The following is a 23,938-nucleotide window of genomic DNA, read 5'->3' on the forward strand; positions in this document are numbered from 1 at the left end:
GAGCACATGGCTCGCATGACAGCCGTCTCTTTTATGTTTCCTTTAGCCGTTGCTGCCTAGGATGGGGGTTAGTCGGCAGGAAGGGAGCGTCTATATGGACGATGCGAGCGAGCGCGCGATCGAAGAGGACATGCTCGATCAGTTCAACTACTTTGATGATGAGGACGAGGAGCTGATCGACCGTCGCGAGCCAGCGCCGCTTGATTCCTTTGATCTGGTCGATGAAGAGGCTGATGAGGTTGAGGGCGAATCGACGGAACCCCCACAGCCTTCGCGCCTTGACTCGCTGCTTTCGAGAGCCCCCATGCACCACGGCGTTCGTGCCGGCGCGCTTCATATGAAAACTGACTGGCACCAGATCGTGACGGCGGGCGATGAACTTGCCGTCGATGCGCCGCTCACCGATAAGTCGTCCATTATCTGCCGCACCGGCATGCTTATGCTGGCAAGCGGAACAGGTGCCTGGCGCGTGCGCGATACCATGAATCGCGTCGCCGCCGTACTCGGTGTCACCATCCACGTTGACCTGAGTCTTCTGTCGTTTGAGTGCACTTGCATCGAAGATGGCCACTGCTTTAACGAGGTTGTCAGCCTGCCCACAACGGGAGTCAATACCCATCGCATTTGGATGATGGAGAGTTTCCTCAAGGAAATCGAGACCTATGGTCGTCGCTTCACGGTACACGAGTATCACGAGATGCTCAGGACCGTTGAGAGCTCAAAGCCTGATTACTCTCCCTGGCAACAGGGCCTTGCGGCAGCCTGTGCTTGCGGCGCCTTCGTCTTTTTGCTCGGCGGCGGCCCTATCGAGATGGCCTGCGCGTTCGTGGGCGCGGGTGTCGGCAACTTTGCCCGCTCCCATATTCTCAAGCAAGGCCTTGGTCAGTTCAGCGCGCTGACGACCGGCGTTGCGCTCGCTTGCGTTTCGTATCTGCTGGCATTGCTCGGCCTTGGCCAGGTCATACCGGGGGCAATGTCGCACCAAGAAGGCTATATCGGCGCCATGCTCTTTGTGATTCCCGGCTTTCCACTCATTACGGCAGGCCTCGACATCGCTAAGCTCGACATGCGAAGCGGTATCGAGCGCCTTTCATATGCCGTATCGATTATTGTGATGGCGACCCTCGTAGGTTGGATGGTTGCCGAGTGTGTTGGCCTGGCGCCGGACGACTTTGCCCCACTGGGCCTTTCGCCGCTTGCCCTTACGCTCCTGCGCGTGGTGATGAGCTTCGTTGGCGTATTCGGCTTCTCGGTGATGTTCAACAGCCCGGTAAAGATGGCCGCGGCAGCTGGGTTGATCGGCGCCGTGTCCAATACCCTGCGTCTGACCCTTGTCGATGCGCCGACGATGATTCCCTTCCTGGGCCTCAGCACGGGAATGCCTCCCGAGGCAGCAGCGTTTATCGGCGCGCTGGTATCGGGGCTGCTCGCAAGCTTGGCTGAAGTCAAGCTCACCTACCCGCGCATCGCCCTCACGGTGCCTTCGATTGTCATTATGGTGCCGGGCTTGTATCTGTATCGCTCGATGTATTACATGTGCACCTTCGACACGGTCAATATGCTCGGCTGGTTTGTGCGCGCAGTGCTCATCGTAGCGTTTCTGCCCGTTGGACTGGGTGTGGCGCGTACGCTCACCGACCCTCGCTGGCGCCACACCAGCTAATTGGTACAAGGGGGACAGGTTACTTTGCACCAAATGAGTTGCGGTGAAATAGGGACTGAATTGTTGCTTAAAGGGTCAAAACAGTCCGTATTCCACCGCAACTTATGGGGTCGGGGGTTTTGGTGCCCTGCATCTCCACAAACTCAACGCTTACGAAGCGCGCGCCGTTCGTGTTAGGGTAGTTCCACCACATAAGTAGTCGCAGACGCGCGTAACACGGGCGGGCGAGATGAAGTCCCAACAGCTCCATCTTGCCCGCCCGTTTTTGTTGCGTGGCGCCGCGGTACAACACAGAGAGGAATCTGCCCTTTATGCCTATCAACAAACGAGAGAGCCTGCTGTTCACCTTTATCATGTGCTTTTGCATGGTGCTCTGGATGAGCATCTACAACGTTGCCCTGCAGCACGGGGCCATCAACGGCGAGGTCGTTGCCACTGCGTGGCTCGGCTTCCCCGTTGCCTACATTTTTGCCATGTGCTGCGACTGGTTCGTCGCCAGCCCGCTCGCCAAGGGTTTCGCCTTTAAGTACTTGGTCACGCCGGGCAAGAGCTCGCCACTTGCCATGACGCTCGCCGTCAGCTCCTGCATGGTCGTTCCCATGGTCATCATCATGTCGCTGTACGGTGCCTGTGAGGGTCTGACGCACATGCCCGGCGGCATCTTTGCGAACCTGTATTCCGTGCCCGCGATCTGGATGATCAACATCCCGCATAATTTTGTGATGGCGCTGCCGTGGAACCTTTTGGTAGCCGGTCCGATTTCCCGCTTCGTCTTCCGTCGCGCCTTCCCTGTGGGGACGGTTTTCGAGGAGGAGCATGCCGAGCTCTTGGAGCAGGCTATGGCTCCTGAGTGCGAGTAGCTCGCTTAGGGATCTGCTGAGCGCGGGCGACTTGCTTGGTTGGAGCCCTAAGCGTGGATAGCTCTCTCGGCGACATCGCGGGCGTGAGCGGTGCGCATGACCGGAGGGCCCGTGCTGCTCCGTTGCCCGACGTGCTAGCGCGCAGAACAATCTGTTGGTGCATTCGGCGGCTGCTGAAGCGTTTCGGCAGCCGCTTTTTATACGGAGTTTAAATACAACAGTCTGTTGTATTACGTAGAGTGGTATATCTCTAGCGGGAAAAATGCGAGAGACGGAGCATTATGGCGTTGCTAGTAGGACTGGACGTAGGGTCGACGACGACCAAAGTTTACGCGATGCACGAGGATATGACCGAGGCGTGGTGGGGATATCGCCGCCACGGGGCGTGTCAGACAGCGAGCGTGCGCGCCATGCTCGGCGAGCTCGCCGAGCGCTTTCCCCATGAGTCGCTGCGCGTTGCGGTGACCGGCTCGGGTGCGCGCGATATCGCGACCGCGCTGGGCGCCTCGTACGTTCAGGAGGTGGTCGCCAACGCGCTCGCGATCAGCAGGTTCTATCCGCAGACGCGCTGCGCCATCGAGCTGGGCGGCCAAGACGCCAAGATGATCTTCTTCCGCACCAACGATAAGGGAGACATCGAGGTTGCCGACATGCGCATGAACGGCTCGTGCGCAGGCGGTACCGGTGCATTTATCGACGAGATGGCAAAGCTCATGGGGGTCGGCACCGAATCGGGCGAGTTCGAGCAGCTCGCAAGCCGGGGAACGACCGTCCACGAGGTCTCGGGCCGCTGCGGCGTGTACGCAAAGACCGATATCCAGCCGCTGCTCAACGAGGGCATTCCTGCCACCGACCTGGCGCTTTCGGCGCTTCACGCGGTCGCCCGCCAAACGATCGGCGGTCTGGCCCAGGGTATCGACATCGAGCCGCCGGTAATCTTCGAGGGCGGTACGCTCGCCTACAACCCCACACTGGTCCGCGTGTTCCGGGAGCAACTGAATCTATCGGACGATCAGGTTATCGTCCCGCGCGATCCGCAGATCATGGTCGCGCGCGGTGCCGCCCTGTCGCTGACCGACATGTTCGCATCGTCCCAACCGATCGACCTTCCCGACGCTTTTGTCCGGCTGGATAAGCTCGAGACGGTCGCGCCCGCAAGCGGGGAGGGACGTCTTGCCCAGCCCTTTTTTGCCACACCTGCCGAGCAGGCGGATTTTACGGCACGCCATGGCAAAGAGACGCCGGCAAAGGGTCCGGATGCGTATGCGCCCGGAGAGACGGTGCGTGTGGCGCTCGGTATCGATTCGGGGAGCACGACGACCAAGTTCGCCCTGGTCGATGAGGCGGGTGAGCTTGTCGATTCGTTCTACGCGTCTAATAACGGCAGACCGCTCGACGTCGCCCAACAGGGTCTTGTCAGCTTGAAGAACCGCTGGGAGACAGCGGGAGTCACGCTTGCGATCGATGCCGTGGGCACCACGGGATACGGCGAGGAGCTTTTCGCGCGCGCGTTCCACGCCGACTACCATACGGTCGAGACGGTCGCGCACGCCCGCGCCGCGTGCGCATGCGTTCCCGATGCGACCTTCGTGCTCGACATCGGCGGACAGGATATGAAGGCCATCTGGCTCAACCACGGCGTGCTGACCGATATCGTCGTCAACGAGGCGTGCTCTGCGGGCTGCGGCTCGTTCCTCGAGGGTTTTGCCAAAAACCTCGGAATAGCCGTTGAGGATATCGCGACCGAGGCATTTTCGTCCAAAGCCCCCGCCGTTCTCGGCAGCCGCTGCACGGTGTTCATGAACAGCAGCGTCGTTTCCGAGCAGCGGCGCGGTAAGGGTCCGGGCGACATCATGGCCGGTCTCTGCCGTTCGATTATCGAGAACGTGTTCACCAAGGTCATTCGCGTTTCAAATCTCAACCGTCTGGGCGACAAAGTCGTCGTCCAGGGCGGCACGTTCCGAAACGACGCGGTGCTGCGCGCATTCGAGCAGTATCTGGGCAAACCCGTCACGCGTGCGCCCCACCCGGGGCTGATGGGCGCTATCGGTATCGCCCTGCTCGCGCGCGAGGAATGCCGCAAGGGCGACGCCGGCACGTCGTTTATCGGGCTCGATGCCGTGGAGCGCTTCGAGCATCGCGAGTTCGGCGGCGTTACCTGCCGTCGGTGCAACAACCGCTGCCAGCGCGCGGTCGTGGCATTTGGCGACGGCTCGCTTTACGTCACGGGCAATCGCTGCCCGCGCGGCGGCGCCATCTCATGGGATGAGCTCGTGCGCGAGGTTCCCGCGGCGGAGGAGCTGCGTCCGCAGGGTGCTTGCGAGGCACAGACACCCGGCACGGGGCGCGACCGGACCGCGGCTGCCCCCAATCTCTTTGTCGACCGCGAGAAGCTGCTGTTCGAGTCGTACCCCACGGTTCCCGTCTGCGGGGGGCGCGATGTCACGATCGGCATTCCCCGTGTGCTCGAGTTCTGGGACACCATGCCGTTCTGGTCGACGTTCTTCAGCACGCTCGGCTTTAAGGTGCGCGTCTCGGGACGCAGCACCAAGGCGATGTACGAGCGCGGTCTGGCGCACGTCACATCCGACACCGTGTGCTTCCCGGCCAAGCTCGTCCACGGGCACATCCGCAATCTCGTCGACGCCGGCGTCGACCGCATCTTCATGCCCATCATCACGACGGTGCCCACCGAAAACACCGCCTCTACCAGCGAGTGGATGTGCGCCGTCGTAAAGGGATACCCCTACGTGATGCGCAATTCCGATAACCCGGAGGAGCGTTTCGGCGTTCCGTTCGATACGCCGCTGTTCCACTGGTACGACGAGGGCGACCGAAACCGCCAGCTCAAGGCGTGGTGCAAGGAGACCTTCGATATCGATGCCGACCTGGTTGCCAAGGCGACCGAGCAGGCGGACCGCGCGCAGGAGACGTTTGAGAACCAGCTGCAGCTGCGCGGCAGGCAGGTGCTCGAGAACGTGCGCGAGGACGGCGGCTACGCGGTGGTGATCGCTTCGCGCCCGTACCACAACGACCCGCTGGTCAACCACGGGCTGCCCAAGCTCTTCTCTGAGCGCGGCATCCCCGTGCTGACGCCCGATGCGGTGCCGGGGGTCTGCAACGTCGATCTTTCCAACAGCCGCATCGACATCGTGAACAACTACCATGCGCGCATGCTGTCGTGCGCGGTCATCGTCGCATCGACGCCCGAGCTCGAGCTCGTGCAGATGGGCAGCTTCGGCTGCGGCCACGATGCGTATCTCACCGACGAGATCGCGCGCATGATGGGCGAGATGGGCTCCAAGGTTCCGATGATGATCAAGCTCGATGAGAGCGACGTCGCCGGTCCCATGGGCATTCGCGTGCGTTCGTTTATCGAGTCGGTCAACCGTCGTCGCGCGGAGGAGCGTGCCGAGGGCGCCCGGGTGCACGCGGTCCATCCGCTCGACGACCCGTATAAGGTCAAGTACACCAAGCGCGACCGGCACGACAAGATCGCGCTGGTCCCCAACACCTCCCATGCGTTCTGCAGGCTCATGACCGCGGCGATGCGCAATCAGGGCGTGCGCGCCGAGGCCCTTGATATCGGGCGCGAGGATGCCATCCGCCTGGGCAAACGCTATGTGCACAACGACATCTGCTTCCCCGCGCAAATCGTGATCGGCGAGGCGCTCGCGGCACTCAAGAGCGGTAAGTACGACCCGCACGACGTCGCCGTGGTGACTGGCAAGTATATCGGCGACTGCCGCCTGACGCACTACATGCCCCTGCTGCGCCGCGCGCTCGACGACGCGGGATACGACTATGTCCCGGTGCTCACCAACGACGACGTCGATGCCCACAATGCGCATCCGGGCTTCAAGCTCGGCCTTGGCCCGAGCATCCAGATCGCCTACGGTCTTCCCATGATCGATGCCCTCGAGGCCATGCTTAGGCGCATCCGTCCCTATGAGCTCGAGAAGGGCGCGGCGGACGCTGCGTTCGACCGCGCGCTCGATGAGGTTATCGAGGGCATGGAGCGCTCGGGGCTGAGAGGCCAGGCGACGGGCTTCAAACGCGCGCTTGCGATCATGGACGCCGTTCCGTACGACCGCTCGAACCCGCATCCGACCGTTCTCATCGTGGGCGAGTACCTGCTCAATTTCCATCTCGGCGCCAACCACGAGATCGAGCGCTACCTCGAGGACAACGGGCTCGAGGTCATCGAGGCGCGCATGACCGACGTGATCCGCAAGACCTATTTCTACAAGCATGCGCAGTCGCGCGAGTTCCACGTCGACCTGTCGCTGCCCGAAAAGGCCTGGTACGCCACGGCGGACAACCTGTTCGAGCTCGCGCACGACCGTTGCGACCGCCTGGGCGCGGCGAGCCCGCTCTACGAGCCGCCGACGCGCATGCCCGAGCTCGTGCGCGCGAGCGATAAGATCCTGCACCATACGTTCGATGCGGGCGAGGGCGTGCTGATTCCGGCGGAGATCCTCGAGCACGCCAAGCGCGGCTGCCGCAACTTCGTGATCCTGCAGCCGTTCGGGTGTCTGCCCAACCATGTCGTGGGGCGCGGGCTCATCCATGCGCTCAAGGAGCAGTATCCCACGGCGCAGTTCCTGCCGCTCGACTACGATCCCGACGTGAGCTTCGCCAACGTGGAGAACCGTCTTCAGATGCTCATCATGAACGCCAAGGCGCAGGGGTGCGGTGAGGCGCATGGCGAGACCGCGTAAGGACGCCGATGCGCCCGATGCACGCACCCGTATCATCGAGGCGTTTTGGGAGCTCATCGAGAACAACAGCATCTTCGAGCTGTCGGTTGGCGAGGTGACCCGCGCCGCCCAGTGCAATCGCGGAACGTTTTACTACTATTTTCACGATTTCGATGAACTCGTCGCCATCGCCATAGCCCAGCTGCTGCAGGATAACGAGCTCATCACCGATGCCCTCTGGCATTTTTCGAGCGAGGGCGACCTTTCGGCGTTCGACCGGCGCGACGTCCGCTGCCTGCTGCGGCGCATCGTCATCACCATGAGGGCGGGTGCCGCCGAGCAGGTCGAGCAGGGCATCCATACGATCATCATCGACCGCGTGAGAGAGATCGTCCACCCCGACGGAGAAGAGCTCAAGGCAGATTCGAGCTTTGCGGTGGGCTTTCTGGTCTCGGGCATCATGGGCTTTGTGATGGCGGTCGGCTTTGCCCGGGAGGGTGGCGAGGAGATAGACCTCGAGCAGCTGGGGGACAGCGCGTGCGCGTACCTGAGGGCGGTCGCCATGCAGACGGTTGAAACGGTCGCGCAAGTCGAGGGCGTCGATACATCCGAGCTGCTCGAACGCGTCTCCAAGGAGGCCGATGCCTATCGCGCATCGCGTGCGACGAGTCCCGACGTGGTGAAAGACGTCTAGGGTTTCTCTTGCGGGGCGCCCGTCGCGCATCGCGCGGTGAGTCCCGCGATGCGGTCATAACCTGCATTCATGTGAGCCGGGTTTATAGATATTCCTCCAGCTGTTAACATATACTCCATATGGGTAAAGAGACCAAAGCGCTGCCGCGGGGCGGCGCTTTGCGTTTGAAAAAACTAGCTCGTCTAAGAGGAACTAGCATGTTAGACCGTTTTACCGATCGTGCGCGTAAGGTCATGTCCATGGCCAAGCAAGAAGCGCTCGATCTTCATTCAAATAAGGTGGGCACCGAGCACCTGCTGCTCGCGCTTGCCAAGGAGGACGAGGGCATTGCCGCCGAGGCGCTGCGTTCGCTCGACATCTCCTATGATGACATCATGGATACTCTCAAAGAGGTCCAGACCACGGTTCCCGAGCCCAGTGAGGAGACCGAGGCGGCCAAGCTCGCCTTTACGCCGCTCGTCATTAGCGTGATGGAGCGTTCATTCCGCGTGGCGCGCGAGAACAACCAGACCTACGTGTCGACCGAGCACTTGCTGATCGGCATCGTCGAAGAGGGCAACGGCATGGCCATGGACATCCTCATGCGCCTGGGTGTGTCGTCCGCCTCCATCAAAAAGGCTATCGAGAAACTCACCGCCAAGGACCAGGACAAGAAGCGTCCGCTCGCCGGCGCCGGTGCTGGTCGTCCCGGTGCGGGCCTGCCGTTCTTTAGCGGCTCGGATACCTCTCAGCAAAGGGGGGGTGGCACCGATACGCTTAAGCAGTTCGCGACCAACCTCACGCAGAAGGCGCGCGACGGCGAGCTCGACCCTGTAATTGGTCGCGAAAAGGAAGTCCAGCGTATGATGGAAATTCTTTCGCGCCGCACCAAGAACAACCCGCTCATTCTGGGCGACCCCGGCGTGGGCAAGACGGCCATCGTCGAGGGCCTGGCTCAGCAGATTGCAGCCGGCAACGTGCCCGAGAACCTCATGAACCAGAATATCTGGACGCTCGACCTGCCGGGCCTCGTGGCGGGCGCCAAGTATCGCGGCGAGTTTGAGGAGCGCCTCAAGAACGTGATCCAGGAGGCCACCGAAGCTGACGACGTCATCCTGTTTATTGACGAGATGCACACCATCATCGGTGCCGGCTCTGCCGAGGGCTCCATCGACGCGAGCTCCATGCTCAAGCCCGTTCTCGCACGCGGTGCTTTCCAGATCATCGGTGCCACCACGGCCGAGGAGTTCCGCAAGTACCTCACCAAGGACCCGGCCTTCGAGCGTCGCTTCCAGACCATCGATGTCGAGGAGCCGAGCGTCGAGGACACGGTCAAGATCCTGACCGCGCTCAAGCCGCGCTACGAGGAGCACCACCATGTGCGCTATACGCAGGGTGCTATCGAGGCCGCCGCGAACCTCTCCGACCGCTACATCCAGGATCGCTTCCTGCCCGATAAGGCCATCGACCTCATTGACGAGGCCGGCGCCCGCGCCCGCATCGCCGCCAACCGCGCGCCCGAGCCGGTGCGCGAGGCCGAGCATCGCGTGGAGGAGCTTAAGGCCGCCGCGCAGGAGGCCACCGAGAGCGACGACATGAACAAGGCCGCCGAGATCACCGAGCAGCAAAAGGCTGCCGAGATTGAGCTCGCCGAGGCCAAGGCTGCCTGGACGGCCGAGCTCGACGCCAGCCCGCTCACCATCGATGTCTCCCAGATTGCCGACATCGTGTCCGTGACCTCGGGCGTGCCGGTGTCCTCGCTCACCGAGAGCGAGAGCCGCCGCCTGCTGCAGGCCGAAAGCGTGCTCAAGACGCGCATCATCGGTCAGGACGAGGCCGTCGAGGCCGTTGCCAAGGCCGTGCGCCGCAGCCGCTCGCCGCTCAAGGACCCGCGTCGCCCCGGCGGCAGCTTTATCTTCCTGGGCCCCACCGGCACGGGCAAAACCGAGCTCGCCAAGACGCTCGCCGAGTATCTCTTTGGCAGCAAGGACGCGCTCATCAGCTTCGATATGTCGGAGTTTGGCAGTGAGTTCGAGGTCTCCAAGCTCATCGGTAGCCCCCCGGGCTATGTGGGCCACGACGAGGGCGGCCAGCTCACCAAGGCTGTTCGCCGTCACCCGTACTCGGTCGTGCTGTTCGACGAGATCGAGAAGGCGCACCCCGACATCTTCAATATCCTGCTGCAGGTGTTGGAGGAGGGCCGTCTGACCGATAGCCAGGGCAAGACGGTCGACTTCCGCAATACGGTGATCATCATGACGTCAAACGTGGGCGCCCGCGAGATCGCGCAGGATGCGAGCGTTGGCTTTGGCACCACCGGCGAGCAGAGTCTCACGTCGAGCGAGATCAAGGGCCGTGCGATGGGCGAGCTCAAGCGCCTGTTCCGCCCCGAGCTGCTCAACCGTATCGACGATATTGTGGTGTTCCAGAAGCTCTCGGGCGAGAACCTGACCAAGATTGCGCACCTGCTGGTGGACGATCTGCGCCAGCGCCTGATCGCAAACGGCATGAACATCAAGCTTACCGATGCGGCCTACGACAAGATTGTGGCGGAGGGTACCGACCTCACCAACGGCGCGCGTCCTCTGCGTCGTGCCATCCAAAAGCTCATCGAGGATCCGCTGTCCGAGGAGCTGCTGGCCGGTGAGTGGGGCGAGGGCGATACCGTCCTGTGCGACGTGGTCGACGGCAAGTTTGTCTTTAGCCACGGCACGGGTGAGATTCCGGCGCCGCGTCCGGCGGGTGCACTCGGGGGCGATACCGCTCCGGCGGCGCCGCACACCGGAAACGCCGCGCCTGTGAGCAGTGGCGTGAGCTCGGGCCCCGGCGGCATGATGCAAGCCGGTTCCGGCGCGCTGTAGGGCGTGGCGACAATTTGATACGCGCAATCGAGGCGCTCCGGAAAGGGCGCCTCGATTTGTAGAGCTGCGGTAACTGTGACCGTTACGCTATGCGGTCCACCGTTAGCCGATGATGCGAGGGCGCTCGGCGTTTTCGACTGGTTTATGCACGCAAAGTCTGGGAATATACAAGTCGCATGTCTTACTGTCTAACCAGTTGCGCCAAGGAGGCACCATGGACTACAAGATTACCGGCTACGAGCCCGCCCAGCTGTTCCATTTCTTTGAGGAGGTCAGCGCGATCCCCCGCGGGTCTGGCAACGAGAAGGGCATCAGCGATTTTCTGGTCGCGTTTGCCAAGGAGCGCGGCCTCGATGTGTACCAGGACGAGGTCTACAACGTCATCATTCGCAAGCCCGCATCTGCCGGTGCCGAGAATGCCCCGACCGTGATGCTGCAGGGCCACATCGATATGGTGTGCGACAAGTTGGGCTCCGTTGAGCACGACTTTACGACTGATGGTATCGACCTGGTCGTCAAGGACGGCGTCCTCACCGCTAACGGCACCACTCTGGGCGCCGACAACGGTATTGCCGTCGCTCTGATGCTCACTGTTCTCGATGACGATTCGATCATTCACCCCGCCCTCGAGTGCGTGTTCACCACCGACGAGGAGACTGGCCTGGTCGGCGCCGAGACGCTCGACAAGTCCCAGATTAGCGCCCGCACCATGATTAACCTCGACTCCGAGGAAGAGGGCGTTGCCACCGTCAGCTGTGCCGGCGGCGTCGTCGTTACCTACACCTGCCCGATCGTGCGCGAGCACAAGACCGGTAGCACCCTCACGCTCGACATCTCCGGCCTGCTGGGCGGTCACTCCGGCAGCGATATCCACCTGGAGCGCGGCAATGGTAACCTCATCATGGCCCGCATCATCGACCGCCTGATGGTCGCCGGCGAGCCCGCCATCGTTAGCTTTAACGGCGGCACCAAGGACAACGCCATCAACCGTGAGTGCAAGGCTGTTCTGGTCTACGTCGACCACGCTGCCGCCGAGGCCGCGGCCCAGATCGCAAGGGGCATCATCGCCGACGTCACCGCCGAGCTTGAGGTCTTCGACCCCGGCTTTACCTGCACCGTCGAGATTGCCGACGACGCCGAGGTCGAGGCCATGGACCAGAAGTCCGCGCTTGCCCTCATCCGCGCCCTGCGTCTTGCCCCCAACGGTGTGATCCGCCGCAACGTCGCCACCGACGGCTCCGTCGAGGTTTCCTCCAACATCGGTGTGGTTGCCACCTCTGACGACGAGGTCAAGATCATGCTGTCCCCGCGCTCCTCGATCACCTCGCTGCAGAACGAGTTCAAGGACCGTCTGCAGACGCTGGCCGATGTCCTGGGCTTCGACGCCAAGTTCGAGTTCGAGTATCCCGGCTGGAGCTATGCCGAGCATTCGCCGGTCCGCGACGTCTTCGTCGAGAGCTATCGCGAGCTCTTTGGTTCCGAGCTGCGCATCGAGTCCATTCACGCCGGCCTTGAGTGCGGCCTGTTTGCCGAGGCCCTGCACGGCCTGGACGCCATCGCCGTGGGTCCGACGCTCTCCGATGTTCACACCCCGGACGAGAGCATGGAGCTCGCTTCTGCCGAGCGCTTCTACGAGCTGCTCATCGATGTCCTCAAGCGCCTCGCTGCGTAAAGGTCGCCTTAGTTAAGCCGCTCTAAAACGGCTGGCTATGAAAACGACCGCTTGGCGTAATGCCGGGCGGCCGTTATTCGTTACAGTGCGAGAATCCCCAGATGCTCAAGCAAGATCTTAAGCCCGATGAGGACGAGCACGACGCCACCCACGATGGTGGCGGGCTTTTCGTAGCGCGCGCCAAAGGTGTGGCCGATCGCTACGCCGGCAACGGAGAAGACAAAGGTCGTGATGCCAATGAGCGACACGGCGGGAACGATATCGACCGAGAGCGCGGCAAACGAGATGCCCACGGCAAGCGCGTCAATCGAGGTGGCGATGGCAAGGATTAGATATTCGCCCAGGTCGATCTTTTCGGCATCCTTGCCGTCGCCTTCGTTCTCGTCCTCAGTAAAGGCTTCCCACAGCATCTTGCCGCCGATAAAGGCGAGCAGGATAAAGGCGATCCAGTGGTCGATGGGGCTGATGATGCCCATGAACTGGCTACCAAGGGCCCACCCAATTACGGGCATGCCGGCCTGGAAACCGCCAAAGAACAGGCCGAGTATCACGGCGACCTTAAGGTTGATCCTTTTCATGCCAAGGCCCTTGCAGATGGATACGGCAAAAGCGTCCATAGAAAGGCCGATAGCGAGCAACACAAGCTCTGCGAGTCCCATAGTCTGGCTCCCTCTCTGCGGGCGGGCCCGCGTGTACCTCTTGGGGGAGTAACAAAAAAGACCCGTGGCGTACGCGTTGCGCGCACAGCCACGAGTCTCGTTCATTAAGGCAAGCCAGGCCGCATCGGCCAGTGTGTTGACTTGCCGCGCCACCGGAGGCGAACCCGATCACGCGACTACTCCCTCATTTATGCGAATCCCGATGCTACCACATGAACAGCTGATTTGGGTTGGGCTCTCAGCTGTGTTCGCTCATTCTGTAAGCATCGGATTTCGCAAGCGCCGCAGGGACAAACCGTGAGAAACTATTTAGCGTTTATGGAGCGTATACGATGGGAGCGATGCCTTGGATAAGAACGAGCTGCAAAAGCGTATGGAACAGGCCATCCGCCTGACGGCACCTGGTCAGCCGATCCGCACCGCCCTCGACATGATCATCGCCGGTCACCTGGGCGCCCTTATCTGCGTCGGCGACACCGAAAACGTGCTCGCCGCCGGTAACGACGGCTTCCCGCTCAACATTTCGTTTACCTCGAACCGCCTGTTCGAGCTTTCCAAGATGGACGGCGCCATCGTTATCGATGGCGACCTCACCCAGATCCTGCGCGCCAACTTCCACCTCAATCCCGATCCCTCGCTCGCCACGAGTGAGACGGGCATGCGTCACCGTACTGCCGCTCGCATGTCGGTGCTCACCGATGCCATCGTGATCTCGGTTTCGGCTCGTCGCGCCGTCGTCAACGTGTACGTCCACGGCAAGAGCTACGAGATCCAGCCCGTCACCACCATCATGAGCTCGGTCAACCAGCTCGTCGCCACGCTCCAGACTACCCGTCAGTCGCTCGATCGCTCCCTGCTGCGCCTGACGGCCCTCGAGCTCGACGACTACGTCACACTCGCCGACATTACCGGTATTTTCTCGAGCTTCGAGATCATGCAGCAGGCAAAGACCGAGCTTAAGGATTGCATTGTCAAGCTGGGCAACCAGGGTAAGCTCGTGCAGATGCAGCTCGAGCAGCTCGCGGGCTCCAGCATGGATACCGAATACGACTTGATGATCCGCGACTACGCGAGCGATTCCTCTGAGGCCAACGCCGAGAAGATTCGCGCCGAGCTGAGCCGTATGACGCCTAAGGACCTGTCCGACCCGCAGCACGTGGCGGCAGTTCTGGGCTATGACGACTTGGACGAGGACTCCGTCATGACGCCGCTGGGCCTGCGCACGCTTTCGCGCGTGTCCGTCGTGCGCGACGGCGTGGCCGAGAAGATCGTCGACGAGTACGGCTCGCTGCAGGAGCTCATGGACGACATCAGCGAGGATCCGGAGCGCTTGGGCGACTTTGGCGTCAACAACCCTGCCATTCTTGCGGACTCGCTGTACCGCATGAAGGGCACCAAACAGGGGAACGCATAATGGCGCCCGTATGCGCCGTGGTCGTTGCCGGCGGCAGCGGCCAGCGCTTTGGAAATCCCGGCGGCAAGCAGCTCGTTAATGTGGCGGGCCGTCCGCTCATGAGCTGGTCCATCCGCGCGTTCGATCGTAGCGATAAGGTCGGCCATATCGTCGTGGTTTGCCCTGCCGAGCGCCGTGCCGAGATGCGCCGCCTGGCCATTGACCCGTTTGACTATGACACGCCCATCAGCTTTGCCGATGCCGGCGATACCCGTCAGGATTCCACCCGTGCCGGCGTGCATGCGGTTCCGGCGGGTTTCGAATATGTCGCCATCCACGACGGCGCTCGTCCGCTCATTACGACCGAGGCCATCGACCACGCTATCGACGTGCTCGTGAGCGACCGTGCCCTCGACGGTGTCGTGTGCGGTCAGCCCGCGATCGACACGCTCAAGATCGTTGACGGCGATAATATCGTCGAGACGCCGCCGCGTGAACTCTACTGGGCAGCGCAGACGCCGCAGATCTTTAGCGTCGATGCTATGAAGCGCGCCCACGCTGCAGCCATTGCCGAGGGCTTTATCGGTACCGATGATTCGTCGCTGGTCGAGCGCATGGGTGGGCGCGTCCGCTGCGTCCAGAGCCCACGCGATAACCTTAAGGTGACGGTGCCCGAGGACCTGCGTCCCGTAACCGCGATTCTGCTTGGCCGCATGGCCGAGGGAGAGGACCTTCCCCATGTTCAGTAACCTGCGCATTGGCCATGGCTACGACGTTCACCGTCTGGTGGAGGGGCGTCGATGTATCATCGGCGGTGTCGACATTCCCTACGAGCGCGGCCTGCTGGGCCACTCGGATGCCGATGTGCTCGCGCACGCCTTGGCCGACGCCATTCTGGGCGCCTGCCGCGGGGGAGACATCGGCAAGCTATTCCCCGACACCGATCCCGCCTACGAGGGTGTCGATTCGATGGTGCTGCTCGCTCGCGTGATGGACTATGCGCGCGAGCTGGGCTTTGAGTTTGTCGATGCCGATTGCACCATTGCCTGTCAGCAACCCAAGATCACTCCGCACCGCGATGCCATGCGCGCCAACCTTGCCCATGCCCTGGGCGTTGACGTCGAAAACGTGGGCGTCGCCGCCACTACGACCGAAAAGCTCGGTTGGGAAGGCCAGGGCGAGGGAATCGGCGCCTGGGCCGTCTGCCTGTTACAGAAAACCGTTAAGGAGTAACGAATGCGTATCTACAACAGCGCTACCCATAAAAAGGAAGAGTTCCAGCCCATCGAGTCCGGCAAGGTCCGCATGTACGTGTGCGGCCCCACGGTCTACGACAACATCCACATCGGCAATGCCCGCACGTTCATCAGCTTTGACGTGATTCGTCGCTGGCTCATCGCGAGCGGCTACGAGGTCACGTTCGCCCAGAACCTCACCGATGTTGATGACAAAATCATCAAGCGCGCCAACGAGCAGGGCCGTACGGCTGCCGAGGTCGCGACGGAGTTCTCCGACAAGTTCATCGGCGTCATGCGCGCCGCCAACGTGCTCGATCCCGATGTGCGCCCCCGCGCTACCAAGGAGATCGGCCCCATGATCGCCATGATCAAGACGCTTATCGAGCAGGGCCACGCTTACGCAGCCGATAACGGCGATGTGTACTTTGCCGTGCGCAGCGATCCCAACTATGGCCAGGTCTCGGGCCGCAACATCGACGACCTTATGGTTGGCGCGCGCATCGAGGAGAACGAGGACAAGAACGACCCGCTCGACTTTGCCCTGTGGAAGGCCGCCAAGCCCGGCGAGCCCAGCTGGCCGAGCCCCTGGGGCGAGGGCCGTCCCGGCTGGCACACCGAGTGCGCCGCCATGGTGCACCGCTACCTGGGCACCCCGATCGACATCCACGGCGGCGGCTCCGATCTTGCCTTCCCGCATCACGAGAACGAGTGCGCCCAGGCCACTTGCGCCTGGCACCAGGGCTTCTCCAACACCTGGATGCACACGGGCATGCTGCTGGTAGACGGCGAGAAGATGTCCAAGTCGCTCGGTAACTTCTTTACGCTGGCTGAGGTGCTCGAGCAGCACTCCGCTGCCGCTCTGCGCCTGCTGATGCTGCAGACGAGCTATCGCTCGCCGCTCGACTTTTCTTGGGAGCGCCTGGAGGGTGCCGAGAACTCGCTCACGCGTATCGCCGGTACGGTCGAGAACCTGCGCTGGGCCGCGAACCATGCGACGGCCGATGCCGATGAGGCAGCATCCGAGGCGTTTGCCTCCAAGGCCGCCGAGACCCGTGCCACCTTTAAGGAGTGCATGGACGACGACTTTAACGCCGCCGGCGCCATGGGTGCCGTCTTTGGCTTTGTGACCGAGTGCAACCAGTACCTGGAGCAGGCGGGCGACGCTGCCGACAAGGCCGCCGCGCTTGCCGCCGCCGATACGCTGGTCGATCTGCTCGACACATTTGGCGTTGAGCTTCCCGAGCCCAAGGTCGAGCTGCCGCTGGGCCTGCTGGGCGTTGCCGCCGGCCTAGTCGCCTACACGGGTGACGACGTGGACGAGGCCGCTGCCAAGATTCTCGAGGCCCGCGCCGAGGCCCGCGCCGCCAAGAACTGGGATCTGGCGGATGCCATCCGCGATCAGCTCAAGGACCTGGGCCTCACCATTGAGGATACCGCCGCCGGTACCCGTATCAAATCTCTCTAATCCCCGCGGGTTTCCCAAGCACCCGACCGCCCGAGCCACGGCACCTTGCCTTTCAATCGTCGGGCATGGCCTCAAGGTCAATGCCCTCCTCTTTCAAGACAATCTGCCGCACCTCGGGCGGTCGGTCTATTTGTTTCATTTGATAGTTGTATTTAGGAGGTCGCTTTATGGCCGACAATCGCAAGCGTGCATCGCGTGGAGGCAAGCAGACTGCTTCTGGCTCGCGTCCGACTCGCCGCAACGACCGCGCTGCCGCTCCCAAGGGCCAGCGCGAGCGCTCACAGGCTGCTCGCCCGCAGCGCGAGCGTAGCCGCGATAACGTCCAGGTTCCCAAGGGCGAATTTATCGAAGGTCGTCGTGCTGCCGCCGAGGCGCTGCGTACCGGCTTTCCCGTAAAGTGCGCGCTCATCGCCGAGGGCGGGGAGCGCGATGCCGCCCTGTCGCGCCTGGTCGACGACCTCAACGCTGCGGGCGTCCGCATCAAGTATGTGCCGCGCGCGCAGCTCGACGCACTGTCGAGCCATGGCGCTCACCAGGGTATCGCGCTCGAGGTAGGCAACTTCCCCTATGCCGATGTCGCCGATATCCTCGACCGCGCGGGCGACGGTCCGGCGCTCGTCATCGTACTCGACCATGTGACTGACGACGGCAACTTTGGCGCCATCGTGCGCTCCGCCGAGGTCGTGGGCGCCGCGGGCGTCGTCATCGCCAATAAGCGTGCCGCCGGCGTGACCGTGGGCAGCTACAAGACCTCTGCCGGTGCCGTCATGCACCTGCCTATCGCGCAGGTTCCCAATATCGCTCGTGCGCTCGATGACCTCAAGGCCGCTGGCTTTTGGGTGGGTGGTGCTTCCGAGCACGCCGAGGGCAGCTGCTGGGATGCTCCCTTCGAGGGCCGCGTGGCGCTCGTCATGGGCTCCGAGGGCGACGGCATCTCGCGCCTGGTGCTCGAGAAATGCGACTTTTTGACCAAGCTTCCCCAGCGCGGCATGACCGAGAGCCTCAACGTTGCCCAGGCGACCACGGCGCTGTGCTTTGAGTGGCTGCGCCGCAACGCCGGCGAGCTCATGGGGGAGGAGTAGCGCATGTCCAAGAAGAACCGCGCCAAGTCCAAGGCCAAGCGCTTTGGCGAGGGCTCGGCCAAGCCGATTGTCTCGGCCGCGACCTATGGCGTGGGCGGCAATGCGTTTGCGCAGGCCATCGCCGATCCGGTCTCGACGGTGCACTCCAATAAGCCCGAGCTGCTGGTGGTCGACGGCTACAACGTGATCCACTGCACGCCGCGCTACGAAAAGCTCGTCTACGACCATTCCGACGATCCGTATTCCAGCGACGTCCACGATATGGCGCGCACCGCCCTCATCAACGACGTCGCCGCCTTTGCCCAGGGCCGCTACGAGGCTGTGATCGTGTTTGACGGCGCGGGCAATATCTCCAGCGAGCGCCCCAACCTGCCGGCCCGCGGCGTGCGCATCGAGTTTTCGCCGACGGGCGTCTCTGCCGATACCGTGGTACAGAAGCTCTGCATCGAGGCGCGCGAGGAAGGCCGCGCGTGCTCCGTGGTGTCGAGCGACGGCACGATCCAGGCCGTCGTTATGGGCAAGGGTGTTACGCGCATCTCGAGCCGCATGCTGGTGGACGAGATCAAACAGATCGACAACGACGTGCACGAGGCCGAGGAAGCCCCGCAGATCAAGATGACCCTGGGCAGCCGCCTGAGCCCCGAGGCCCTGGCCAAGCTCAAGGCCCTGCGCGGGAGGTAGAGGAGTTGGCGGGGCGATGCTGTCTCGCTAACTCCATTCAGCGATGTCGATCATTCTTTTGAGGCGCCACGTTAGCGCCTCTTTTAGATAAGGCAGTCTCGCTGTTAGAGCATCGTTTTTAGACAGAATCTCGATCGCCTCGTCGACAAAGCCTTCGAGTTTGTCTCCATCGAACCAGTCCATGTCCTCGACGAGCAGCATTTGTTTGGCGGGGCTTGAATGAAACTGCGCGCTGGTAAAACTGTGCCCTCCTGCCTTAAGCTCCTCTAGAGAAATATTGCACCAGAGCGATGAGCCCGAATCGAAGATGGGGGCAGGTCTGCAAGCTAGCGTATTGACGTTTCGCACAAGGCCAAAGTTACGCCAATGACGGTCATAGTTGGCGATGATGTCGTCGCATACGATCATGCGGTCCAGGGCATCCTTGACGCCTGTTACCCCGAGTTTCTCGCAGTTTGCTACATATCGCTCGTAGTCGGTTAGTCTTTCATCTGCGTTTGCGTACTGATTTACATAGAACGCAGGGACATACTCTTCTTCATCAGTTAAGAAGACATCGCATATGCTCAGGGCGGAAGTGCCCGTGCCCTCGAGCGAGTAGGGCACATAATCGCAGGCGTTTAGGATGCGACGATGGAGCGCGGTCGCTACCAGCTCGTTATATGGTTCTTGGTTCAGGTGCGCTCCTGCCTTATGCAGAATTCGACGCCTGCCCTCGCATGTCCAATACTTCTGAAGGTTGCCGTCCGAGGTGTTATCGGGCTTTGCGGTGGCTGCTTTGCCCTCTGGGGCGAAGGGTGCGATGGACAGAGAGACGTCGTCAAAAGCATTATTGAAGAAGTTAATATCCTCCCACGCGAGACCGGAATCTTGGGGTCTAATCCAATACTGGTCGGATAGGGAGAGGCCGAGATTTCGCTGGATGAGTTCGTCGGGAACATCGACTGCTGCTTCTGCCAACAGGGATGCAAGCCCAATGCGTGCGAGCGGGATACCGCGGCCTCGCCACCAAATGCGGAAAGAGTCGAGCGATATGGGGCTATTAGGGTCAAATACTCCAATGGGGGCGTGGGCGTAATCGATGCCGGCGCCGATGTGGGTAAAGTCTTTTCGCGATGTGCTGTAGACCAGCTGGGCGACTTCGTGCGTGCGGTTCATGAGGGTAAACGTAATCTCGCTTTTTCCATGGCCTCGACGGGGGCGTCCCCCCGTTTTGGTCACAGAGCGGAGTCGTGCGTTGACGCTGTCTTTGTCGATGAGCCATACACCAGAAGCCTTGCGTGCCTCAAGTGCTCCGTTTTTTATGAGCTCTTGCACCCTGCGCGGGGTGATGTCGAGTAGCTCTGCAGCTTCCTTCGTGGTCAACATCGCGAAACCCTTCGCCAGAACGAATAGTTTTATCTATTCTATTGTAATTAAAACTATTCGTTCTAACGAATAGTTTTAAGATGTGGTCGGTCAAAGGGCCTGTTGCGCCCCGTCTGTAATTCCTTTATTCTTAATTGGCTTCGCGCGAAAGCGCCAAGTGTGCCAGTGTGGCGCAACGGTAGCGCAACTGATTTGTAATCAGTGGGTTGCAGGTTCGATTCCTGTCACTGGCTCCATGAAAGTTTCGGGCTTTGTTCTTTGTGGGACAGGGCCCGTTTCTATTTAGGTGGTGCGCCATCGGGTTAGTGCCCATCCCGTTTTTGGTTTGTCTCGTCCTCCAGTTTGTCTAAATCTGTAACACCAAGACCGATATTTGGCATCTAACTGTTACAGATTGAGATGAAACTTAGGGTGTTTTAGGAATATCTTGATCTGTAACATGTAGAAGCGGAATAGGCCTCTTGCTGTTACAGATTTAGACAAGGGCGGGTGCGGACCTGGATGTCCTGCTCGAGCGTGGATTTCTGGACACGCGAGCGAAGAAAATCTCCCGACCGGAGAACAAGCGTGGATTATAAACTTGGATAGGGAGCTAACGTAAACACCGATTGTCTATCGACGGCTTTAGAAACAACGACCCCGATTCCATTGTGGAATCGGGGTCGTTTGTGCCTCAGGAATCCGAATGGATTAATCGAGCTCCTAAGGACCTTCTTGGGTTCTTGCTAATGGTCTGCCGAGGATGTCTCCAATGCAAACAGCGGGCATCTACTCAATATAGCTGGGGTTCTTCTTGATGATCACGCGTGCAGCGATGAAGGAGACGACGATGGCGATGATGGCGACTACGCATGCCAGCACGAAGTTGCCCATGGACCCATCGGGAGCGATAAAGATGAGTGCCGAAAGAAGGCCGGGGCATGCTCCCGCAACATACTCTTTCAGAACAAAGATGCCTGCAGGGAGTCCAGCGCAGAGCGCGCCGATTGCCGTGCCGACAAGCAGGCGGGGACGCTCGATGAGGCAACCGTAGAACGCGGGCTCGGTTACGCCACAGAGTGCGGTGACGGCAACCGTGGTGACCATACCCCTCTTCTCTTTGTTTCCCTTCATGGCAGTTGCCAGGGCGAGGCTCGTGCCACCAATGCAGAGGTTCGAGATGAATCCAAAGATAATGGGTGCCCAACCGAGCTGCGCCAAGCTCGTAACTTCGATTGCGATGTAGGCCTTATCAAGACCGAGCATGACAAAATAGGGGTTAAGGGCTGCAAGGATTGGAGTAGCGATAAATGCCACGTTATCCATGAGCCACGTGACGGCATCACTCAGCGCGTAGCCCATCATGCTGCCGGCGGGGCCGAGGATAATCAGCTCAACAGGCACGACGATGAACATGGTGAGTAGCGGCTTCAAGAACAGTTTGGTAACGTCCGGGATGATTTTCTGAAGACCGCGATCAACAAAGTACATGAACACAACGCCCAGTACGATTGGCACCACCGTGCTCGAGTAGTCATTCGTCGGGATGGGGATGCCAAGAAAGTCGAGACCCTCAGCACCGCTAATAGACGAGCTAATCATGATTGCGCCCAGCAGCGCGCCCATGATAGGCTGCATCTTCATGACGGCGGCGAGCTGGTAGCCGAGGTAAACGGGCAGGAAGCTAAATGAGGCACTGAAGATCGCCAGCAGAACCTGGGCAGTTCCACTATCGGTGCTCAATCCACAATAATTGACCAGGAGATTCTTAATCGAAAGAATGAGTCCGCCTACGATGAGCGCCGGGACGATGGGCATGAATACCTGTGCGGAGACATTTCCGAATTTCTCAACCAGGCTCATGGCAGTGTTGCCGCTTTTGATACCCTCTGCAAGATCCTTGGCGGTTTGGGCATCGTCGGCAACCGCGCCGCCGCCGACTTCGATTCCCGCGAAGTCGAGGAAGTCGTTGTAAGCCTCGGTGACGTTGGGGCCGATGATCACCTGAAGCTGGCCACCGCTGACTACTGCCCCGAGCGCCTGATCGGCCGATTTGGCGAGCTGGAGATCGATGATCGAGGTGTCTCGTGCGTCGATGCGAAGGCGCGTCGCACAATGAGTTACCGATGTAATGTTCTCTTTGCCGCCAACAGCCTTTAGGACTGTTTCGGACATTGCCTGATATTTCATCTCTTTCTCCTAACCTTCCTGCTCCTGATACTTCGAGATAAGGTCTCGGTACCAATACCAGCTCTTTTTGGGGGTGCGCTCCAGATTGTTCTCGAAGTCGATATGGACAAGTCCGTATCGTTTTTCGTAGCCGTTGATCCAGCTATACAGATCCATCGTCGACCAGAGGTAGTAGCCCTCAACGCGCGCGCCGTCGCGCTTAGCCCTCATCATGTGCTCGATGAACTGGCCCAGAAGCTCGATGCGGTCATCATCGTGGATCATTCCGTCTGCGTCTGGTTGCTCATAGGCGCCATGTCCGTTTTCCGTAATAAAGATGCGGGGCGCGTCATAGCGCTCGTGGACATCCATGATGGTTGAATACATGCAACTTGGGAGTATTTCGCGGCCCCATTTATTGCGGGGAACATTGCTGTCGCGGGCGCTTTCAAACAAGGGCGCAATGCATTTTCCTTCGACCTTTTTGCTCGAACCGCCCTTATTGTTCGCCGAAACGGCAAGCTCTCCACCGTGCCAGTCGGTTACATACTCTCGGCAATACACGTTGAGTCCAATAAAATCGACTTTACCGTCTCTGAATTCTTCTACGTCATTTGGGGATCGATAGAGCGAGACGCCAAGTTTTTCAAGGATTTCGTCCATTTCTGGCGGCAGTTGACCCTGAAGCGCTGGTGCCAGAATCATGCGATTGGCGAAAAAGTCTGCGTATCGAAATACGTCATCAGGGTGCTCGGTTGCCGGGTCGAGTTCGACAACGCCGCCATCGTGGACGGCGCCGATGATGCCGTCGTAGCCCATTTGACGATATGCTCGGACTGCGAGTGCGCTTGCGCGCATCAGGTTGTATTGAAACTGCATGTACGACTGAACGTCGAGCGATCGATTGGGGGGATAGTTGCCCAACATGTTTACGCAGTAGCTGTAGAAATGCGGCTCGTTAACGGTAGCCCAGATTTTGACGCGGTCTCCAAAGCGCTCAAAGCAAATCTTGGCGTATTTGCAGAACCACTCTGCCATGTCGTTGTTCAGCCATCCGCCTTTGCAAGCAAGCGTGAATGGCAGATCGTAATGGAACAGCGTAACGTTGGGCTCTATGCCATTTTCGAGGCAGCAATCAATGACTCGATTATAAAAATCGATACCCTCTTCATTCACTTCGCCGATACCCGTGGGGATGATTCGACTCCATGAAAGAGAGAAGCGATAGGTGTTTTGTCCGCCTTCTTTCATCATGCGGATATCTTCTTCATAGCGATGGTAGAAGTCGCAAGATACATCACCGTCAACATGGTTGATGTTCTTATTGCTTGTGTGGTTAAAGAAATCCCACTCGCCGAGGCCTTTGCCGTCTTCGTTCCAGGCACCCTCGCACTGATAAGACGCCGTGGCGGAACCCCAGAGAAACGGCATGTTGTTCACGTTGCCCATGAATCCCCTTTCCATCATTCAACACG

At 60.5% G+C, this 23,938-nt stretch carries 16 protein-coding genes and 1 tRNA gene; 13 read left to right on the top strand and 4 right to left on the bottom strand.

The features are described from left to right. Positions 1–94 precede the first annotated feature (94 nt). From KTF55_RS08000 to KTF55_RS08025, 6 genes are all read left to right on the top strand, one after another. A complete protein-coding gene (locus KTF55_RS08000) occupies positions 95–1,663 on the top strand; it encodes a threonine/serine exporter ThrE family protein (protein WP_226790682.1) in 1,569 nt (522 codons plus the stop codon). 311 nt (positions 1,664–1,974) lie between these two features. Then, a complete protein-coding gene (locus tag KTF55_RS08005; RefSeq protein WP_217108280.1) occupies positions 1,975–2,523 on the top strand; it encodes a DUF2798 domain-containing protein in 549 nt (182 codons plus the stop codon). 281 nt (positions 2,524–2,804) lie between these two features. Next, the gene (locus tag KTF55_RS08010; RefSeq protein ID WP_217108281.1) at positions 2,805–7,244 is read left to right on the top strand and encodes an acyl-CoA dehydratase activase; all 4,440 of its coding nucleotides are present in this window, start codon (positions 2,805–2,807) and stop codon (positions 7,242–7,244) included. Then, positions 7,228–7,917 (top strand): TetR/AcrR family transcriptional regulator, encoded by a 690-nt coding sequence (locus KTF55_RS08015; RefSeq protein WP_117848032.1) that lies wholly within the window; start codon positions 7,228–7,230, stop codon positions 7,915–7,917. Before KTF55_RS08010 ends, KTF55_RS08015 begins: the two co-directional genes overlap by 17 nt. Before the next feature lie 197 nt (positions 7,918–8,114). Continuing rightward, positions 8,115–10,757, top strand: coding sequence for an ATP-dependent Clp protease ATP-binding subunit (locus tag KTF55_RS08020; RefSeq protein ID WP_117848034.1), 2,643 nt, complete (start codon positions 8,115–8,117; stop codon positions 10,755–10,757). Positions 10,758–10,971: 214 nt separating this feature from the next. After that, complete coding sequence (locus KTF55_RS08025) at positions 10,972–12,429, top strand: aminoacyl-histidine dipeptidase (protein ID WP_117848036.1); 1,458 nt, start codon at positions 10,972–10,974, stop codon at positions 12,427–12,429. Positions 12,430–12,509: 80 nt separating this feature from the next. Here KTF55_RS08025 and KTF55_RS08030 read toward each other — a convergent pair whose 3' ends face one another. After that, complete coding sequence (locus KTF55_RS08030; protein WP_117745788.1) at positions 12,510–13,088, bottom strand: manganese efflux pump MntP family protein; 579 nt, start codon at positions 13,086–13,088, stop codon at positions 12,510–12,512. Positions 13,089–13,461: 373 nt separating this feature from the next. Here KTF55_RS08030 and disA point away from each other — a divergent pair, with 373 nt between their 5' ends. The 6 genes from disA (at position 13,462) to KTF55_RS08060 (ending at position 18,947) form a co-directional block, all read left to right on the top strand. After that, the gene (disA, locus tag KTF55_RS08035; protein WP_369796797.1) at positions 13,462–14,502 is read left to right on the top strand and encodes a DNA integrity scanning diadenylate cyclase DisA; all 1,041 of its coding nucleotides are present in this window, start codon (positions 13,462–13,464) and stop codon (positions 14,500–14,502) included. Then, complete coding sequence (gene ispD / locus KTF55_RS08040; protein WP_035137545.1) at positions 14,502–15,230, top strand: 2-C-methyl-D-erythritol 4-phosphate cytidylyltransferase; 729 nt, start codon at positions 14,502–14,504, stop codon at positions 15,228–15,230. The genes disA and ispD overlap by 1 nt, the downstream gene beginning before the upstream one ends. Further along, positions 15,220–15,714 (top strand): 2-C-methyl-D-erythritol 2,4-cyclodiphosphate synthase, encoded by a 495-nt coding sequence (ispF, locus tag KTF55_RS08045; protein WP_217108282.1) that lies wholly within the window; start codon positions 15,220–15,222, stop codon positions 15,712–15,714. The genes ispD and ispF overlap by 11 nt, the downstream gene beginning before the upstream one ends. Positions 15,715–15,717: 3 nt before the next feature. After that, positions 15,718–17,184, top strand: coding sequence for a cysteine--tRNA ligase (cysS, locus tag KTF55_RS08050; protein ID WP_217108283.1), 1,467 nt, complete (start codon positions 15,718–15,720; stop codon positions 17,182–17,184). A gap of 167 nt (positions 17,185–17,351) precedes the next feature. Beyond that, positions 17,352–18,266 carry a 23S rRNA (guanosine(2251)-2'-O)-methyltransferase RlmB gene (gene rlmB / locus KTF55_RS08055; RefSeq protein WP_217108284.1) on the top strand — a complete coding sequence of 305 codons (915 nt, stop codon included), beginning with the start codon at positions 17,352–17,354 and terminating at the stop codon, positions 18,264–18,266. Positions 18,267–18,269: 3 nt separating this feature from the next. Continuing rightward, entirely contained in the window at positions 18,270–18,947 is a 678-nt protein-coding gene (locus tag KTF55_RS08060) for an NYN domain-containing protein (RefSeq protein WP_055285223.1), read from the top strand. A gap of 27 nt (positions 18,948–18,974) precedes the next feature. Here KTF55_RS08060 and KTF55_RS08065 read toward each other — a convergent pair whose 3' ends face one another. Beyond that, positions 18,975–20,315 carry a DNA-binding protein gene (locus KTF55_RS08065; RefSeq protein ID WP_217108285.1) on the bottom strand — a complete coding sequence of 447 codons (1,341 nt, stop codon included), beginning with the start codon at positions 20,313–20,315 and terminating at the stop codon, positions 18,975–18,977. A gap of 161 nt (positions 20,316–20,476) precedes the next feature. Between KTF55_RS08065 and KTF55_RS08070 the strand changes: the two genes are divergently transcribed. Then, positions 20,477–20,551 (top strand) — tRNA-Thr (locus KTF55_RS08070). A 532-nt stretch (positions 20,552–21,083) separates the two neighbouring features. Here KTF55_RS08070 and KTF55_RS08075 read toward each other — a convergent pair. Both KTF55_RS08075 and KTF55_RS08080 read right to left on the bottom strand, forming a co-directional pair. Further along, positions 21,084–22,484, bottom strand: a complete 1,401-nt coding sequence (locus KTF55_RS08075) for a PTS transporter subunit EIIC (RefSeq protein WP_217108286.1) — start codon at positions 22,482–22,484, stop codon at positions 21,084–21,086. Between the two features lie 9 nt (positions 22,485–22,493). Next, the gene (locus KTF55_RS08080) at positions 22,494–23,912 is read right to left on the bottom strand and encodes a glycoside hydrolase family 1 protein (protein WP_117765108.1); all 1,419 of its coding nucleotides are present in this window, start codon (positions 23,910–23,912) and stop codon (positions 22,494–22,496) included. Positions 23,913–23,938: the final 26 nt, after the last annotated feature.

The sequence above is a fragment of the Collinsella sp. MSK.8.10 genome, assembly GCF_019041915.1.
Taxonomy (GTDB): domain Bacteria; phylum Actinomycetota; class Coriobacteriia; order Coriobacteriales; family Coriobacteriaceae; genus Collinsella.

Coding starts and splice junctions, on each gene's coding strand:
- KTF55_RS08000 (WP_226790682.1), top strand. CDS start 95: ATGGACGATGCGAGCGAGCGCGCGATCGAAGAGGACATGCTCGATCAG.
- KTF55_RS08005 (WP_217108280.1), top strand. CDS start 1,975: ATGCCTATCAACAAACGAGAGAGCCTGCTGTTCACCTTTATCATGTGC.
- KTF55_RS08010 (WP_217108281.1), top strand. CDS start 2,805: ATGGCGTTGCTAGTAGGACTGGACGTAGGGTCGACGACGACCAAAGTT.
- KTF55_RS08015 (WP_117848032.1), top strand. CDS start 7,228: ATGGCGAGACCGCGTAAGGACGCCGATGCGCCCGATGCACGCACCCGT.
- KTF55_RS08020 (WP_117848034.1), top strand. CDS start 8,115: ATGTTAGACCGTTTTACCGATCGTGCGCGTAAGGTCATGTCCATGGCC.
- KTF55_RS08025 (WP_117848036.1), top strand. CDS start 10,972: ATGGACTACAAGATTACCGGCTACGAGCCCGCCCAGCTGTTCCATTTC.
- KTF55_RS08030 (WP_117745788.1), bottom strand. CDS start 13,088: ATGGGACTCGCAGAGCTTGTGTTGCTCGCTATCGGCCTTTCTATGGAC.
- disA (WP_369796797.1), top strand. CDS start 13,462: ATGGAACAGGCCATCCGCCTGACGGCACCTGGTCAGCCGATCCGCACC.
- ispD (WP_035137545.1), top strand. CDS start 14,502: ATGGCGCCCGTATGCGCCGTGGTCGTTGCCGGCGGCAGCGGCCAGCGC.
- ispF (WP_217108282.1), top strand. CDS start 15,220: ATGTTCAGTAACCTGCGCATTGGCCATGGCTACGACGTTCACCGTCTG.
- cysS (WP_217108283.1), top strand. CDS start 15,718: ATGCGTATCTACAACAGCGCTACCCATAAAAAGGAAGAGTTCCAGCCC.
- rlmB (WP_217108284.1), top strand. CDS start 17,352: ATGGCCGACAATCGCAAGCGTGCATCGCGTGGAGGCAAGCAGACTGCT.
- KTF55_RS08060 (WP_055285223.1), top strand. CDS start 18,270: ATGTCCAAGAAGAACCGCGCCAAGTCCAAGGCCAAGCGCTTTGGCGAG.
- KTF55_RS08065 (WP_217108285.1), bottom strand. CDS start 20,315: ATGTTGACCACGAAGGAAGCTGCAGAGCTACTCGACATCACCCCGCGC.
- KTF55_RS08075 (WP_217108286.1), bottom strand. CDS start 22,484: ATGAAATATCAGGCAATGTCCGAAACAGTCCTAAAGGCTGTTGGCGGC.
- KTF55_RS08080 (WP_117765108.1), bottom strand. CDS start 23,912: ATGGGCAACGTGAACAACATGCCGTTTCTCTGGGGTTCCGCCACGGCG.